The organism is Amycolatopsis sp. PSD-21, assembly GCF_055561455.1.
Genome location: NZ_CM145712.1, coordinates 1,440,343 through 1,455,786, shown reverse-complemented (window position 1 = coordinate 1,455,786; position 15,444 = coordinate 1,440,343). Strand labels below are relative to the sequence as shown.

The 15,444-nt window shown below is 69.6% G+C and carries 14 protein-coding genes; 5 read left to right on the top strand and 9 right to left on the bottom strand.

Features of this window, described 5'->3' with window-relative positions; translation table 11 throughout:
- Positions 1-6: 6 nt before the first annotated feature.
- Genes htpG through ACZ1DY_RS07390 form a run of 4 tightly spaced genes read right to left on the bottom strand, consistent with a single transcriptional unit; the run spans position 7 to position 5,379 of the window.
- Positions 7-1,872, bottom strand: a complete 1,866-nt coding sequence (gene htpG, locus ACZ1DY_RS07405) for a molecular chaperone HtpG (RefSeq protein ID WP_126733978.1) — start codon at positions 1,870-1,872, stop codon at positions 7-9.
- Positions 1,873-1,901: 29 nt separating this feature from the next.
- Positions 1,902-3,488: an alkaline phosphatase D family protein gene (locus ACZ1DY_RS07400; protein ID WP_465483951.1), complete on the bottom strand. Its 1,587-nt coding sequence runs from the start codon at positions 3,486-3,488 to the stop codon at positions 1,902-1,904.
- A 50-nt stretch (positions 3,489-3,538) separates the two neighbouring features.
- Positions 3,539-4,156, bottom strand: coding sequence for a hypothetical protein (locus ACZ1DY_RS07395; RefSeq protein WP_465483950.1), 618 nt, complete (start codon positions 4,154-4,156; stop codon positions 3,539-3,541).
- Positions 4,153-5,379, bottom strand: a complete 1,227-nt coding sequence (locus ACZ1DY_RS07390) for a YncE family protein (protein WP_465483949.1) — start codon at positions 5,377-5,379, stop codon at positions 4,153-4,155. Before ACZ1DY_RS07390 ends, ACZ1DY_RS07395 begins: the two co-directional genes overlap by 4 nt.
- A gap of 144 nt (positions 5,380-5,523) precedes the next feature.
- Between ACZ1DY_RS07390 and ACZ1DY_RS07385 the strand changes: the two genes are divergently transcribed.
- Positions 5,524-6,645 (top strand): PucR family transcriptional regulator, encoded by a 1,122-nt coding sequence (locus tag ACZ1DY_RS07385; RefSeq protein ID WP_465483948.1) that lies wholly within the window; start codon positions 5,524-5,526, stop codon positions 6,643-6,645.
- Between the two features lie 62 nt (positions 6,646-6,707).
- Positions 6,708-8,369 carry a sulfatase-like hydrolase/transferase gene (locus ACZ1DY_RS07380; RefSeq protein ID WP_465483947.1) on the top strand — a complete coding sequence of 554 codons (1,662 nt, stop codon included), beginning with the start codon at positions 6,708-6,710 and terminating at the stop codon, positions 8,367-8,369.
- Between the two features lie 151 nt (positions 8,370-8,520).
- Here the strand turns inward: ACZ1DY_RS07380 and ACZ1DY_RS07375 are convergent, their stop codons facing one another.
- Positions 8,521-9,480, bottom strand: coding sequence for a helix-turn-helix transcriptional regulator (locus ACZ1DY_RS07375; protein WP_465483946.1), 960 nt, complete (start codon positions 9,478-9,480; stop codon positions 8,521-8,523).
- Between the two features lie 61 nt (positions 9,481-9,541).
- Between ACZ1DY_RS07375 and ACZ1DY_RS07370 the strand changes: the two genes are divergently transcribed.
- Positions 9,542-10,699: an epoxide hydrolase family protein gene (locus tag ACZ1DY_RS07370; protein ID WP_465483945.1), complete on the top strand. Its 1,158-nt coding sequence runs from the start codon at positions 9,542-9,544 to the stop codon at positions 10,697-10,699.
- A gap of 3 nt (positions 10,700-10,702) precedes the next feature.
- On the opposite strand, the gene ACZ1DY_RS07365 is transcribed toward ACZ1DY_RS07370, so the two are convergent.
- Positions 10,703-11,245 carry an ArsR/SmtB family transcription factor gene (locus ACZ1DY_RS07365; RefSeq protein WP_257488865.1) on the bottom strand — a complete coding sequence of 181 codons (543 nt, stop codon included), beginning with the start codon at positions 11,243-11,245 and terminating at the stop codon, positions 10,703-10,705.
- A gap of 75 nt (positions 11,246-11,320) precedes the next feature.
- Here ACZ1DY_RS07365 and ACZ1DY_RS07360 point away from each other — a divergent pair, with 75 nt between their 5' ends.
- Positions 11,321-12,556, top strand: a complete 1,236-nt coding sequence (locus ACZ1DY_RS07360; protein WP_465483944.1) for an MFS transporter — start codon at positions 11,321-11,323, stop codon at positions 12,554-12,556.
- Here the strand turns inward: ACZ1DY_RS07360 and ACZ1DY_RS07355 are convergent.
- Positions 12,483-12,845, bottom strand: coding sequence for an arsenate reductase family protein (locus ACZ1DY_RS07355; protein WP_257488867.1), 363 nt, complete (start codon positions 12,843-12,845; stop codon positions 12,483-12,485). The two genes, ACZ1DY_RS07360 and ACZ1DY_RS07355, sit on opposite strands and share 74 nt — an antisense overlap.
- Positions 12,846-12,935: 90 nt before the next feature.
- Between ACZ1DY_RS07355 and ACZ1DY_RS07350 the strand changes: the two genes are divergently transcribed.
- On the top strand, positions 12,936-13,505 hold the full coding sequence (locus ACZ1DY_RS07350) for a YdeI/OmpD-associated family protein (RefSeq protein ID WP_257488868.1): 570 nt from the start codon (positions 12,936-12,938) through the stop codon (positions 13,503-13,505).
- A 1-nt stretch (position 13,506) separates the two neighbouring features.
- Here ACZ1DY_RS07350 and ACZ1DY_RS07345 read toward each other — a convergent pair whose 3' ends face one another.
- Both ACZ1DY_RS07345 and ACZ1DY_RS07340 read right to left on the bottom strand, forming a co-directional pair.
- Entirely contained in the window at positions 13,507-14,712 is a 1,206-nt protein-coding gene (locus tag ACZ1DY_RS07345; RefSeq protein WP_465483943.1) for a PP2C family protein-serine/threonine phosphatase, read from the bottom strand.
- 9 nt (positions 14,713-14,721) lie between these two features.
- Positions 14,722-15,417, bottom strand: a complete 696-nt coding sequence (locus ACZ1DY_RS07340) for a TetR/AcrR family transcriptional regulator (RefSeq protein WP_257488870.1) — start codon at positions 15,415-15,417, stop codon at positions 14,722-14,724.
- Positions 15,418-15,444: the final 27 nt, after the last annotated feature.

Below are 15,444 nucleotides of genomic sequence, written 5' to 3'. Positions count from 1 at the left end.
TTCGAACTACAGGGTTTTCTGGAGGTGCGTGGCCAGCAGCTTGGTGAAGCGGGCGGGGTCGCCCAGTTCACCGCCCTCGGCCAGCAGAGCCATGCCGTACAGCAGTTCCGCGGTCTCCGCGAGACCTTCGGACTCGCCCTTCTCGGCGAACGAGGACCGCAGCCCGGACACCAGCGGGTGGCCGGGGTTGAGTTCCAGGATCCGCTTGATCCGCGGCATTTCCTGGCCCATCGCCCGGTACATCTTCTCCAGCGTCGGGGTGACGTCGTTCGTGTCGCCGACGATGCAGGCTGGCGACGTCGTCAGCCGCGACGAGAGCCGGACCTCCTTGACCTGGTCTTCGAGCGTCTTCGTCAGCCAGGTCAGCAGCCCGGAGAACTCCTCCTTCTGCTCGTCGGTGGTGTCGGAGTCGAGTTCGACCTCGCCCTTCGCGACCGACTGGAACTGCTTCTCCTCGTAGCCGGAGACGGCGTCGACCCACATCTCGTCGATCGGGTCGGTGAGCACGAGTACCTCGTAACCCTTGGCCCGGAAGGCTTCCAGATGCGGGGAGTTCTCGATGCTCTGCCGCGATTCGCCGGTCAGGTAGTAGATGTGCTCCTGGCCGTCCTTCATCCGCTCGACGTACTCGCGCAGCGACGTGAGCTTCTCCGGATCGTTCGTCGAGGCGAACGAGCAGATGTCGAGGATGGCGGTGCGGTTCTCGTGGTCGTCCAGCAGGCCTTCCTTGACGGCGCGGCCGAACTCCTTCCAGAACGTCTCGTACTTGTAGGGGTTCTCGTCGGCCATCATGGTCTTGACCGTCGAGAGGACCTTCTTCACCAGGCGACGGCGGATCAGCTGGATCTGCCGGTCCTGCTGCAGGATCTCGCGCGAGACGTTGAGCGAGAGGTCCTGCGCGTCGACGACGCCCTTCACGAAGCGCAGGTACTCCGGCATCAGCGCTTCGCAGTCGTCCATGATGAAGACGCGCTTCACGTACAGCTGGACGCCGCGTTTGCGCTCCCGCATGAACAGGTCGAGCGGCGCGTGGCCGGGCAGGAACAGCAGCGCCTGGTACTCGAAGGTGCCCTCGGCCTGGAGCCGGATGGTCTCCAGCGGGTCGTTCCAGTCGTGCGCGACGTGCTTGTAGAACTCGTTGTACTCGTCTTCGGTGACGTCGGACGACGGGCGGGCCCACAGCGCCTTCATCGAGTTGACCGTGACGACCTCGTCGCCCTCGGTCATCCGGATCGGCCAGGTGATGAAGTCCGAGTACTTCTTGACGATCTGCTTGATCTTCGTGGCCGAGGTGTAGTCGAAGAGCTGGTCTTCGGCGTCCTCGGGCTTGAGGTGCAGGACGACCGAAGTGCCCTGCGGCAGGTCCGGCACCGTCTCGATGGTGTACGTGCCCTCGCCCTCGGACTCCCAGCGGACGCCCTCGTCGGATCCGGCGCGGCGGGTCAGCAGCGTGACCTTGTCGGCCACCATGAAGCTGGCGTAGAAGCCGATGCCGAATTGACCGATGAGATCCTGCGAAGCCGCGGAATCCTTGGTCTCCTTCAGTTTCTTCAGGAATTCGGCGGTACCGGATTTCGCGATCGTGCCGATCAGCGCCACGACGTCGTCCCGGCTCATCCCGATTCCGTTGTCGCGCACGGTGAGCGTGCGGTTTTCGGGGTCGGTCGCGATCTCGATGTGGAGATCGTCGGTGTCCGCCTGGAGGTCCTTGTCACGGAACGCCTCAAGGCGGAGTTTGTCCAGTGCGTCGGAGGCGTTGGACACCAGTTCCCGCAGGAAGGTGTCCTTGTTCGAGTAGATCGAGTGGATCATCAGCTGCAGCAGCTGACGTGCCTCCGACTGGAACTCGAGTGTTTCGGCAGAGGTTGTCACGCGCCGATATTACCCAGCGTGGAACCGGGTCAGGCCAGCCTCTGCCGGGCCACCTCGGTCAGCCCCTCACCGGTGGCCTGTTCGATCGTCGTGACGGCTGATCGGCCGTCGGTCTCGACGGTCGCGATGACATTGCCGAAATGCGGTCCCGACGTCTTCCGCCATTCGAGCGGAAGAGGTTCGACACCGCCGCGCTCCGCCCAGCGGCGCGCCAGCGACGCCAGCCGGGCCGACCAGGTGGCACCGAAGGCCAACCGGAGCGGCCGCGGCATAGCGTTGTGCACCGGCGAGCACGTGAGCTGGTACACCGCCGAAGTCACCGGCTCCGGGTACCGCGCCTCGGCGATGTAGGCGTGGTGGACGTCGCCGGAGAGCACCGCGATGGTGGCGGGCGGATCGTCCCGGCGTCCCTCGCGCGCGATCATCGCCGCGAGCCGGTCGAACGACGCGCGGAACGACGCCCAGTGTTCGAGGTCGCCCGCCTGCCGGATCTTCTCCGCGAGCCTGCCCCGCCGGCCGGGGCGCGCGCAGGCCCGTTCGTTGAGCGACTGGAGATGGGACACGACCGGCGGCAGCAGCCACGGCAGCGACGAGCCGATCAGCAGGTGATCACAGGGCGACGCGGCGTTGTCCTCGATCCAGTCGAATTCGTCGTCGTCCACCATGCACCGGGCGCCGCCCACCAGGATCCGCCCGGCGCGGCTGTCGATGACCAGCAGCCGCACGGAGCCGAAGTCGCGGCGGTAACTCCATCGCGCGCCCTTGGTGCCGTCGCGGTCGTCGTCGGCTTCGTCGGCGAACTCGGCGAGCAGGCCGGCGTTGTCCCCGCCGGAGGCGATGGCCTTCTGGAAGGTCGGGTCCTCGGCGAGCTCGGCGGGACCGAGGTTCCCGAGGTGCTGGTAGACCCAGTACGACATGATCGCCCCGCGCAGGCGCTCCCGCCACCACGGCTGCGCGCGCATCTGCTGCCGCCAGGTGTGGGAGGTGTTCCAGTCGTCGCGGACGTCGTGGTCGTCGAAGATCATCGACGTCGGCACGGTGGACAGCAGCCAGCGGATCGACGGCTCACCCCAGGCTTCGAGATAGAGGTGCGTGTACTCCTCGAAATCCGTCACCTCCGTGCCCGGCGGTTTCGAGGTGTCACGACGCTGCTTCAGCCACTCCTGCGTCTCGTCGGTGGTCTCGTCGGCGTAAACCTGGTCGCCCAGCATCAGCAACGCCTGCGGCCACTCGGTTTCCTCGCCGGCGGCCATCCGGCGGGCGTACGCGGCCAGCGCGTCCGGGCCGAAGGCGTCGCCGTCGTGCGGTTTGCGACAGGAACCGAACACGAGCCGGACCCGGGACTCGGCCGAGGGCAGCGTCCGGATCCGGCTGGGCGGGAACCCGGAATCCTCCGGGGGCCAGACCTTTTCGCCGTCCACACGCACGTCGTACTCGTGGGAGGAGCCGGGTTCGAGGCCCGTCAGCACGAGCAGGGCGTAGTGGTGACCGCGGATCTCGAACGTCCTCGCGGTGGTGCCGAGGACTTCGACCTCACTCGCGGTGGCGGTCTCGACCCACACCGTCGCCGACACGTCGTCGACGTGCCGCAGCAACGGGCCCAGGAGCAGACTCATTCCTGAAACGGTGCCACAGCGGAGCCAAGATCGTGCGCTGAGCGGACTCCTCAGCCGAGCCGCGCGAAGATCTCGCGGACCTCGGCCAGTGCCTTCTCCCGTTCGGCGTCGTCCTCGTACCAGCCGTCGGTGGCCCGGTCCTCGACGATCAGCTCGGGGGTGAACTCCTCGCCGAACCGGTAGTCGCCGAGGCAGTAGGTGAACCCCGACTCGCTCAGCGGGTCCAGGCCCTCCCGGCGGCAGTGGTCCAGGAAGCCTTCGGCCTGTGCCCACTTCGTGCCGTCGAACCAGAACACGCCGCCGGCGTACAGGATCGTCTGCCCGGTGCCCGCGTCGACGATGTTCAGGGACTCGTAGTTCTCCGGCCGGTTCCGCACCAGCGCGACGAGGTCTTCGGGGACGCTGCCATAGAGCGCCTCCTGCTCCTCGTAGGTGCCTTCGGCGTACAGGTTCAACGCCGATTCGTGGTCGAAGGTCAGGAGCAGCGCGCGCCCGTCCGGGGTGAAGTACCAGACCGCCGACTGGCCGCCGCCGTCGTTCCAGGCGTACCGCACCGCGCCGTCCACCTCGACCGGCTCGATCTCGGTGACCGCGTCGATCACCGCGGCGCGGCGCCGCACCTCGTCGAGGGATGTCGCACCGAGGGCCGCCCAGATCTCTTCGCTCACCCGCGCAGAGTACCGGTGCGCACGTGGCCGATCCGGATCCGCTGCGGGTGGTCGCCGACCGGGACGGACTTCACCTTCGCGCCGGTCGCGAAGTCGATCGCGGTCACCTGGTCCGCGGCGCTTTCCGAGATGACGCAATGCTTTCCGTCGCCGCTCACGGTCGCCCAGTACGGCTTCGCGGCGGTCACGAGCGGTCCTTCCCGGAGGCTCGCCCGGTCCACAATGGTCGCGTAGTCGTCCATCGTCCCGGCGACGCAGAGTTTGTCGCCCGCCGGGCTCATCGAGAGCCCGTGGTGGCGCGAGTCGTTGACCCAGGTGGTGCGGTCCTCACTGGTGTCCGGGTTCTTCGGCAGCGTCTTCGACCGCGTGATCCGGTCGGCGGCGACGTCGTATTCGAGGAGGCCGTTGAAGAAGGACACCTGGAAGTACAGCTTCGACTCGTCCGGGGTGAAGGCCACCGGCCGGACCGAGTCGGAGAGGTCCTTGCGGCCGAAGGCGTCCAGGCGCGGGCGCATGTCGATCACCTTGACCTGCTGGAACGTCTTCGCGTCGACCACGGTGAGCTTCCGGTCGCCCTTGGTGAAGTCCTGCCACGGCGCGTCGAGCGCGGTGTTCACCTCGCCGATCGAGCTGTTCCAGAGGTACCGGCCGCCGTCGGTGTAGGTGTTCTCGTGCGGTTTGTCGCCGGTCTTGAACGAGCCGAGCTGCCGCCCGGTCTCGATGTCGAGCACGTGGACGGTGTTGGACGTCGAAGCGGAGACCGCGATGCTGCGGCCGTCCGGCGACACCGCCATGTGGTCGGACCGGAAACCCGACACCGGGAACCGCCAGTTGACCCGGCCGGTGGCGAGGTCGATCGACACGACGTCGGCGAAGCTCGGGCGGGACGCGACGACCGCGCGGCCGTCCGGGGTCGTGTAGAGGTCGTCGACGAGCTGGTCGTGCCCCTCACCGACGCCGTTGCGGATGCCGAGGAAGAACGCGAGCTTGATCGGGTTCAGGTAGATCTCGGTGAGCCGTTCGTCCTTGTCCGGCACCATGTTCACGCGCGCGATCTTCGTGTAGTCGCCGGAGGGCGCGATGATGTCCGCCGTCCCCTCCCAGTTGTTGCCCACGAAGAGGACCTGGCGCAGGCTGTCGTCCGCCGCGGCGGCGGGCACCGAGCCCAGTGCCGCGGCCAGGCAGGTCACGAGGACGGTGTTCAGCAACCGGCGTTTCCGCATCGGGCGCACCTTTCGGCGAGGGCCTGTTACCTTTCGGTAGCTCACAGGAAACCAACCGGCCGGACACCCTCGGTAGAGGACGGTCGCCAACGACCGCCGGCTTCGTTGTGCACCGGGCACAATCCGCGCGGGAAGGCGGTGGCGATGGCGCACCGGTCGCTCCACGACCTGCTGGCCGAGATGGCGGCCGACGCCGAGGTCGTCGACGAAGTGGTCCGGGCCGCCCGCACGGAATCGCCCGAGGTCGCGCGGCTGCCGGTGGGCGAGAACCGGAGGCACGTCGCGATCGTCCTCGCGGCCGGGCTCGCCTCGTTCGACCGGCCGGGTGGAGCCGGAGAGCAGGACTACGCGGCGGCCGCCGACCTGGGCGCGGACCGGGCCGCTCAGGGGGTGCCGCTCGCCGCGCTGCTGCGCGGGGTGCAGGCGGGCCGCAGCCGCGCGGTCGAGATCGCCGTCGAACGCGGCAAGGCGGCCGGGGTGCCCGACGACGTCATGCTGGCGGCGCTGGTCGACTTCGACCGGAACACCCGCGCGCTCGAACGCCAGGTCATCGCCGGATATCACGACGCCGAACTCGAACTCTCCCGCACGGCGCACGACAGCCGCGCCCGGGTGCTGCGGCGGTTGCTGGGCGGCGACACGACGGCGCCATCGGCCGAGGAGGTCGCGAACGCCGGGCTGAACCCGGGCGGGCGCTACCACTGCCTGCTCACCGACGTCGGCGACCCGTATCAGGCCCGGGTCGTCGAGCGACGGCTCGGCGCGACGGGTGGCGTCTTCGGCCTGGTCGAAGGGCGGCTGGCCGGGCTGGCGCCGCGGCTCCCTACGCAGGCGGCGCTCGGGGACGACGTGCTCATGGTGACCTCCCCCGCCGTCCCGCTCGCCGAGGTCCGCGGCACATATGCCCTGTGCGTGATGGCCCTGCCCTCGGCCGCGCGGTCCCGCGGTCTGCACGCGGTGGCCGACCTGGCCGTGGAAACCGCGCTCGCCGCCCAGCCGGGGCTCGCCTCGCTGCTCGAAGGCACCCTGCTGAACGCGCTGACGCCAGGCGATCCGTTCCACGAACAACTCGTCTCGACCGCGCTGGCCTACCTCGACCACGGACGGCGGCTCGACCAGACGGCCGCCGCGCTGCACGTCCACGCGAACACCGTCCGGTACCGGCTTTCCCGGCTGGGCGAGATCACCGGGACGTCGCTCGACCCGCCGGATGTGCGGCACACCGTCAACTGGTGGTGGGCGCTGCGCACGTGGCGATCGGGCTGAACCGCCGGGGCCCGTCGTCCGTGTAACCCGATGAAGGCAGTCCACCCCGGAAGGAACCCGCCTTGTCGGTTTTCCCGCGTCCCGCACTGGCCGGCCTGCCCGGCGACCGGACGGCAGCCCGCGAGATCGCGTCCAGCGCGGCGACGACCGCGTCTGCGGTGCTCGTGCTGTTCGCCCTGCTCGCGCCGGACGAGCTCGACGGGCTGACGCCGGAGGCGTTCGTGCGGCTGCCGGTGGAGGCGCTGCTCGGAGTCGCGGTCGTGCTCATGCTGCGAGACGGCGCGCGACGCGTCGTCGCGGTGTCGGCCGGCGCGTTCCTCGGGCTCCTGACCGTGCTCAAGGCCATCGACATCGGTTTCGGGCTCGCGCTGAACCGGCGGTTCAACCCGGTGTTCGACTGGGGTGTGCTCGGTAACGGGGTCGACCTGCTCGGCACGTCGATCGGCCGGGCGGGCGCGCTCGCGTCGTTCGCCGGGCTGACGCTGCTGGCCGTGGTCGTGATCGTGCTGATGGCGCTGGCCGTCCTGCGGCTGAGCCGGGTGGTGGCCGGACGGCGCACCGCGTCGACCCGGGTGACGGCCGTGCTCAGCGTGCTCTGGATGGTGTGCGCGGTTTCCGGTGCGCAACTCGCTCCGGGCCAGCCGTTCGCGTCGCGCAGCGCGGTCGCCTTCGCCTACGACGACCTCCGGCAGGTGCGAGCCGGTATCCGGGACAGGGAGGCCTTCGCCGAGGAGATCGCCGTCGACGCCTTCCGTGACGCCCCGGCGTCCGGGCTGCTGAACGCGTTGCGCGGCAAGGACGTGCTGTTCACCTTCGTCGAGAGTTACGGGCGCGTGGCCGTCCAGGACTCGGACATCGCGCCGAAGGTCGACGCGGTGCTCGACGCCGGGACGGCGCGGCTGAAGAACGCGGGATACGGCTCGCGCAGCGCATTTCTGACGTCGCCGACGACGAGCGCGGGGAGCTGGCTGGCGCACTCGACGTTCCAATCCGGCGTCTGGGTCGACAGCCAGCACCGGTACGACGATTTCGTGAAGACCGACCGGTTCACCCTCGGGAGTGCGTTCAAGCGCGCGGGCTGGGAGACGGTCGGCGTCGTTCCGGCGCATACCGAGGACTGGCCGGAGGGCAAGGTCTACGGCTACGACCGCTACTACGACTCCCGCACCATCGGGTATCACGGACCGCCGTTCTCCTACGCCACGATGCCGGACCAGTTCACGCTTTCGGCTTTCCAGCGCGCCGAACGCGCTGGGGATCGCCCGCCGCTCATGGCGGAGATCGACCTCGTCACCAGTCACTGGCCGTGGACGCCGCTGCCCCGCCTGGTCGACTGGAAGGACGTCGGCGACGGGTCGATCTACGATCCCATGCCTTCACAAGGGAAAACGCCCGAAGAGGTGTTCACCGACCCGGCCAAGGTGCGCGGCGCGTACGGCGACTCGATCGCTTATTCGCTGAACTCGCTGATCTCGTACGTGGAGACGTACGGGGACGACGATCTCGTGCTGGTGTTCCTCGGCGATCACCAGCCGAACCCGATCGTCGCCGGGGCGGGCGCGGATCACGACGTCCCGATCACCGTGGTCACGCGGGACAAGGCGGTGCTCGACAAGATCGCCGGCTGGAACTGGCAGGACGGCCTGAACCCGGACCGGAACGCGCCGGTGTGGCGAATGGACACGTTCCGGGACCGCTTCCTGACCACTTTCGCCCGCACTTAGCCGACTAAACGCGGGTCGCGCCGAAGGCCCGGCCCGGCCGCGCGCCTCCCTCTCACCCCGACGGCGTGTCGCGAAAGCCACTTTCGCGACCCTGGACGTCCCGAAAGTGGCTTTCGCGACGCCCCCGCCGCCCTCCCCCGCATTTAGCCGACTAAGTGCGGGTCGCGTCGCGATACCGGCCGGCCAACTCGCGCAAGTAGTCGACTAACTCCGGGGGTTCGGTGACGCGGAAAGGGAGGTTGAGGAGTCCTAAGTGGACGGCCATCGTCTCGATGCTGTCCGCGCCGGTGTGCAGAACGCAGGTGTCCGCGTCGACGGCCTCCACCGTCCCGACGGCCGGGTTGATCCGCGCGGTCACCTCTTCGGCGGACGCGTGCACGGTGACGTCGGCCCGGTAGCGCCAAGCGGCGGACGACACCCCGCGCCGCACCCGGTCCGTGACGTCTTCGGGCAGCTCGCGCTCGGCGAACCGCGGGCCGGTCGGGACGCGCGGCGTCAGCCTGTCGACGCGGAACGTGCGCCAGTCGCCGCGGTCGAGGTCCCAGGCGACGAGGTACCAGCGGCGTCCCCAGTTCACCAGGCGGTACGGCTCGACCTTGCGGACGCTTTCCGAACCGTCGTGGGTCAGGTAGCCGAACCGCAGCACCTCACGATCCCGGCAGCACGCCGTCAGCACCGTGAGCGTCTCGGCGGCGACACGCGGGCCGGGTTCGTCCCTCGGCACCGGGACCGTGTACGCCTGCAGGGCGTTCACCCGGCGGCGCAACCGGGACGGGAGCACCCGCTCCAGCTTGGCGAGCGCGCGCAACGAAGTCTCCTCCACGCCCGCGATGGTGCCGCCGGCCGCGGTCCGCAGGCCGATCGCCACGGCGACCGCCTCCTCGTCGTCCAGCAGCAGCGGCGGCAGATCGGCGCCCGCGCCGAGGCGGTAGCCGCCGACCGAACCACGGGTGGCGTTCACCGGATAGCCGAGCGCGCGCAGCCGCTCGACGTCGTTGCGGATCGTGCGGGCGCTGACCTCCAGGCGTTCCGCCAGCTCGGTGCCGGTCCAGTCGCGGGGAGTCTGCAGGAGGGAGAGCAAACGGAGTAATCGTGCCGAAGTTTCCAACATTTCTTCAGGCTGCCCCTCCATTAGGAACGGAGTGTTCCTAATGGCACTCTACCTTGGTCTCATGAACGAAAACACGGAGATCAAGCCCTTCCGCGTCGAGGTCCCGCAGGCCGAGCTGGACGACCTCGCCGACCGCCTGGCCCGCGTCCGCTGGGCGAACGAGCTGCCCGCCGACCAGGTGACCGACGGGGTGCAGCGCGGGCCGGTCACGCCGGGCTGGGAGTACGGCGTGCCGCTGGAGTACGTGCGGCGCCTGGTCTCGTACTGGCGCGAGGGCTACGACTGGCGCAAGTGGGAGGCGAAGCTCAACGAGTACCCGCAGTTCACCACGGAGATCGACGGGCAGAACATCCACTTCCTGCACGTCCGTTCGCCGGAACCGGACGCGACGCCGCTGATCCTCACCCACGGCTGGCCGAACTCGGTCTTCGAATACCTCGACCTGATCGACCAGCTGACGGACCCGCGGTCGAACGGGGGCGACCCGGCCGACGCGTTCCACGTGGTCATCCCGTCGCTGCCCGGGTTCGGCTTCTCCGGCCCGACGCGGGAAAAGGGCTGGAACCGGTACCGCACGGCGCGGGCCTGGGCCGAGCTGATGCGCCGCCTGGGCTACGAGCGCTACGGCACGCACGGGAACGACGCGGGTTCGTTCGTCGCCCCCGAGGTCGGCCGCGCCGACGCGGAGCACGTGATCGGCGTGCACGTCACGCAGCTGTTCTCGTTCCCCAGCGGCGACCCGGCGGAATTCGAAGGCATGACCGAGAAGGAACTGGAGTACATGCAGTTCCTCCAGTCCTTCAACGACGACATGTCCGGCTACGCGAAGCTTCAGGAGAGCGCGCCGCAGAACCTCGCGCACGCGCTGGCCGACTCGCCGACCGGGCAGCTGGCCTGGAGTGCGCAATTGCTGTCGGCGACGAGCGACGACCACGTGCTCACCAACGCCACGCTGTACTGGCTCACCAACACCGCGGCTTCGGCGGCGCGGTTCTACTACGAGGACAAGCACACCGAGCACCCGTCCGAGCCGACGACCGCGCCGACCGGGCTGGCGAGTTTCGCCTACGACTTCCGTCCACTGCGGCGCTTCGCCGAACGGGACCACGCGAACATCGTGGCGTGGCAGGAATTCGACCGCGGCAGCCACTGGGCGACGCAGGACGCGCCGGATCTGCTGCTGGGCGACATCCGGGCTTTCTTCCGCAAGCTGACCTGAGGCTCACTCGGCCATGCGGTGCAGCAGGAAGATCCCGTTCAGCAGCGGCTTGTCGAGCCGCTGCTGATCGGTCGCCACGTACTCGTCGAGGATGTCGAGGATGCGGTTGTCGAGTTCGGTCGCCTCTTCCGGCGAAAGGTGCAGCGCGAACCGCTCGACCACCCGCACCGAACCCGGCCCGGCCTCGCGGAGTTCGTCCTGGAAGGCCTCGATGGGCCCGAATCGGGTGTCTTCGTCCTCGCCGTTCAGCGGCCCGTCCAGCCACCAGGACTTGCCGGCGCTGCGATAGGGCTTCTCCAGCGCACCGCTCGCGCCGGTGCGCACCGGGGCCTGTTCGAGCAGACCGGCCTCGGTGAGCTGCCGCACGTGGTAGAGCACGGTGCCGGGGTCCTTGTCCAGCCGGACGGCGAGTTCCTTGTTGGTCAGTTCCCGCTCGCCGCAGAGCCGGAGAATGCGCAGCCGCAAGGGATGCCCGAGCGCCTTGGCCTCGCGCGCCGTCGCCTCCCGCCGCCGGTCCGCGACCCTCGCGGCGACCTGATCGTCCATGACCGCAGCGTAGCCGACCGATGGAGAAGAGAAACATCGATGGAGTTTTCTCAATCGATGTGCGATCCTCGATCGGTGACCTCGCTCGGGACCGCCTACTGGCGGCTGTGGAGTTCGTCGGGGCTGTCGAACCTGGCCGACGGGATCGTCAAGATCGCGCTCGGCCTGGTGGCCGTCCAGTTCACCCGGTCACCGGCGCTCATCGCGGGACTGGCGTTCGTGTCTTCCTTGCCGTGGCTGCTGTTCGCCCTGCACGCCGGGGTGCTCGCGGACCGCGTCGACCGGCGCCGCGCGATGCTCGCCGCCAACGTGGTCCGCGCGAGCCTGCTCGCCGCGCTCGCGATGGCGATCGCGCTGGGATTCGGGTCGATCTGGCTGCTTTACGTGGTCGCGCTGGGGATCGGGGTCGCCGAAACGGTCCACGACACGGCCGCGCAGGCGATCCTCCCGCAGATCGCCGGCCGCGACCGGCTGACGCGGGCCAACAGCCGTCTCTATGCCGCCGAACTCACCGCCAACGAATTCGCCGGCCCACCACTGGGCGGATTCCTCGTCGCCGCGGGAGCTTTCGCGGCGTTCTCGGTGTCCTCGGCGCTCTGGATCGTCGCGGTGGCCGCGCTCTTCTTCGTCCCCGGTGCGTTCCGCGCCGGACGGGCGCGGGACACGAGCGTGCGCGAAGATCTGGTCGAGGGCCTGCGTTTCCTTTGGGAGAACCGGCTTCTCCGGATCCTGGCGATCATGGTCGGCGGGTTCAACCTCGCCACGAGCGCCGTGATCACGCTCTTCGTGCTCTACGCGGTCGGCCCGGCGTCGGCGATGGGACTGTCCGGGCAGGCCTACGGATTCCTGCTGGCCACCATCGCCCTCGGCGGTTTCGCGGGGTCGTTCGCGGCCGAGCGCGTCGAACTCGCGCTCGGCCGCTCCCGCACGCTGGCGCTCACCCTGCTCACCGGCGCCGCGTTCGCCGGAATCCCGGCGGCGACCACGAATCCGTATGTCATCGGCGCGGTCTTCTTCCTCGGCGGGGCCGGGGTCATGGTGTGGAACGTCGTCGTCGTTTCGCTGCGGCAGCGGATCATCCCGGATCACCTGCTGGGGCGGGCCACCAGCGGCCACCGGCTGGTCGCGTGGGGCACCAAACCGCTGGGGGCCGCGGCGGCCGGGCTGCTCGCGGAGATCTTCGGGCTGCGGCCGGTGTTCGCGGGCGCGGCGGCGCTGATCCTGACGCTGGTGTTGCTCATCCCCCGGGCAGCACCGACCGAACGGCCTCCGGCGTCCGGGCGACGACGGTCGTGCCGTCGTCGGCGGTGATGATCGGGCGCTGGATCAGCTTCGGATGGGTGACCAGCGCCTCGACCCACCGATCGCGGTCGGCGGGCGTGCGCCCCCACGTCTTCAGCTCGAGTTCCTTCGCGATCGGCTCGGCGGTACGGGTGATGTCCCACGGTTCGAGCCCGAGCCGCTCAAGGACGGCCTTCAGTTCCTTCGCCGTCGGCGGCTCTTCGAGGTACTTCCGCACGGTGTACTCGGCTCCCGCCTCGTCCAGCATCGACACCGCGGACCGGCATTTGGAGCATGCCGGGTTCACCCAGATCTCCATCCGGGCCACCTCCTTTCGAAAAGCGCTCACTCGGTGAGCACTTTGGTTCCGATGATGGTCACAGACTCCTACGACGAAAGGAACCCTGCCATGGACGAGACCACCTTCAGCGCCGCCTCACCCGCCGAGTGGCGCGCTTGGCTCGCCGAGCACGCCGGGACCGCGACGGAGGTCTGGCTGATCATCCGGCACAAGGGCAGCGGCGTCCCCAGCATCCGGATCGAAGAGGCGATGGAGCAGGCCCTGTGCTTCGGCTGGATCGACGGGCTGCACCGCAAGCACGACGCCACGAGTTCCCGGCTGCGGTTCACACCGCGCAGCCCCCGGAGTTCGTGGAGCCGCGTCAACCGCGAGCGGGCCGCGCGCCTGATCGCCGAGGGTCTGATGACCGAACGCGGGCAGGCGATGATCGACCTCGCCAAGGAGAAGGGCCGCTGGCAGGTCGTGCCGGACGGCGAGGGCGTCCCCGAGGACCTGCGGGCCCGGCTCGACGCCGACGAGGCCGCCCGGACCCATTTCGAGAAGTTCCCGCCGTCGTCGAAAAGGCTGATCCTGGAATGGATCCTGACGGCGAAGAAGCCGGAAACCCGCGAGCGGCGGATCGCCAGGACCGTCGAGCTCGCGGCCGTGAACCGCCGCGCCAATCACCCGGTCCGGTGACTCAGTTCCGGTCGCATCGGACCACGAGGAGGGCGATGTCGTCCTGCGCAGGCGTGTTGCCGACGAGCGCGGCCATCACCCGGGCGCAGACCATCGAAGGCGGATCGGCGGTGACCACGTCGGCGAGCCGTTGCAGGCCGACGTCGATCAGCTGGTCCCGGCGCTCCACGAGACCGTCGGTGTAGAAGGCGAGCACGGCGCCGGGCGGCAGGTCGATCTCGGCTCTTCGGCGCTCCGGCCCGGAGACCCCGATGGGCGGGTCGACCGGGGCTTCGACGAACACCGAGGGCTCACCGGGCGCCGCGAGCACCGGCGGCAGATGCCCGGCCAGCGAGATCGCGATGCTGTCCCGCGAAGCCGACACCGACCCGTACACGACGGTGGCCAGCGCCCCCGGCTCGAAATGCTGGACCTTCCGGTCCAGTTTGGACAGCACCTCCGCCGAGTCGTCCGATTCGAGCGCGTAGGCGCGCAGGGCGCTGCGCAGCCGTCCCATGATCACCGCGGCGTTGAGGCCGTGCCCGGCGACGTCGCCCATCACGATGCCGAGACGGCCGTCCGGCAACGGGAACAGGTCGTACCAGTCACCGCCGACACCGGGCTCGGTCCCCGGCACGTACCGGGCGGCGAACGTCATCCCGGAGACGGCGGGCAGCCGGGCGGGCACCAGGCTCCGCTGCAGCGCCGCGGCGGCCGCGCGATCGCTGGCGGCGATGTCGATCTGCACCTCCAGCGCGAGCCGCGCGGCCACCAGCCGCAGCAGTTCGACGTCGGTCTCGGAGAACTCCCGCGGCGTCACGGACCCGACGTGGAGCACACCGACCAGTTCGTCCTCGGCCACCATCGGCACCCCGAGCAGGGTGCGCAGCCCTCGCTCCCACAGGAGCGCGTTCACCACCGTGGTCTGGTCGACGTGGTCGATGATCACCGGCCGCCGTTGCTCGGCGACTCGCCCCGCGAAGCCGGCACCGACGGGGATCCGGACGTCCTGGTAGACCTCCTCCTCGATCCCGGAGGCGGCGATGGCCTGCAGTTGCTGCGCCGTCGGGTCGAGCCGGAGCACCGTGGCCGTGTCGACCCCGAGGACTTCACGGACGCGCGCGAGGAGCGTGGCCATCACCTTGTCCTGTCCGAGTTTCCCCAAGGACGTGTCGGTGATGGCCTCGAGCACCTGGAGCCGGTCGGCGGCGGTCGGGGTCTCGGACATGCGCAGAGCCTATCCAGTCCGCCCCGCCCGCACCGCCCAGCCCGCCGCCAGTCCGTCGAGGTCTTCCGCCAGTACGGCACTCGGCGGAATGGCGTCCCGGGGCACGCGGGAGGCGAGCGCCGTGCCGAGACCGGCCATCCGGATGACGGTGTCGATCAGCGCCTCCGGTTCCTCCGGCCAGCCGAAGCCCGGCTGGGCGATCAGCAGGCTCACGCAGCCGTGCATCGCCGACCAGAGCCCCATCGCGAGGATTTCCGGCTCACCGTGCAGGATCCCGGCCCGCACACAGGTGGCCGTCGCGTCGGCGAGATACCGGAAACAGGCGACCGCGCCGGGGGACGAACCGCCGGAGGGACGCATCAGGAGCACCCGGTACTGCACCGGATGGTCGAGGGCGAACCGGGCGTACACCCGCGCGCACCGGCTGAGCGCGCGCATCGGATCGGCGACCTCGACGGCGTGTTCGCGCATCCGGCGCGCGAGTTCGTCCCACACCCGCAGGCAGACCGCCTCCAGCAAGGCGTCGCGGCTCGGGAAATGCGCGTAGACCGACGGAGTGGAGACGCCGGTCCGTCGCGCGACGGCACGCAGCGTCAGCGCCTCATCGGTCCCCGCCTCGCCGAGCAGGGCGTCGGCGGCGCACAGGATCTCGCCCCGCAGCTTCTCCCCTTCACCCGGCCGCGCCTTCGTCCGCTTCGCGCCCATGCGGTGATGCTGCCAGCATTGACTTGA

Excerpts from the sequence above, each read along its gene's own strand:
- ACZ1DY_RS07400 (WP_465483951.1), bottom strand. The coding sequence starts at position 3,488 with ATGAGTCTGCTCCTGGGCCCGTTGCTGCGGCACGTCGACGACGTGTCG.
- ACZ1DY_RS07390 (WP_465483949.1), bottom strand. The coding sequence starts at position 5,379 with ATGCGGAAACGCCGGTTGCTGAACACCGTCCTCGTGACCTGCCTGGCC.
- ACZ1DY_RS07385 (WP_465483948.1), top strand. The coding sequence starts at position 5,524 with ATGGCGCACCGGTCGCTCCACGACCTGCTGGCCGAGATGGCGGCCGAC.
- ACZ1DY_RS07375 (WP_465483946.1), bottom strand. The coding sequence starts at position 9,480 with ATGTTGGAAACTTCGGCACGATTACTCCGTTTGCTCTCCCTCCTGCAG.
- ACZ1DY_RS07370 (WP_465483945.1), top strand. The coding sequence starts at position 9,542 with ATGAACGAAAACACGGAGATCAAGCCCTTCCGCGTCGAGGTCCCGCAG.
- ACZ1DY_RS07365 (WP_257488865.1), bottom strand. The coding sequence starts at position 11,245 with ATGGACGATCAGGTCGCCGCGAGGGTCGCGGACCGGCGGCGGGAGGCG.
- ACZ1DY_RS07355 (WP_257488867.1), bottom strand. The coding sequence starts at position 12,845 with ATGGAGATCTGGGTGAACCCGGCATGCTCCAAATGCCGGTCCGCGGTG.
- ACZ1DY_RS07350 (WP_257488868.1), top strand. The coding sequence starts at position 12,936 with ATGGACGAGACCACCTTCAGCGCCGCCTCACCCGCCGAGTGGCGCGCT.
- ACZ1DY_RS07345 (WP_465483943.1), bottom strand. The coding sequence starts at position 14,712 with ATGTCCGAGACCCCGACCGCCGCCGACCGGCTCCAGGTGCTCGAGGCC.
- ACZ1DY_RS07340 (WP_257488870.1), bottom strand. The coding sequence starts at position 15,417 with ATGGGCGCGAAGCGGACGAAGGCGCGGCCGGGTGAAGGGGAGAAGCTG.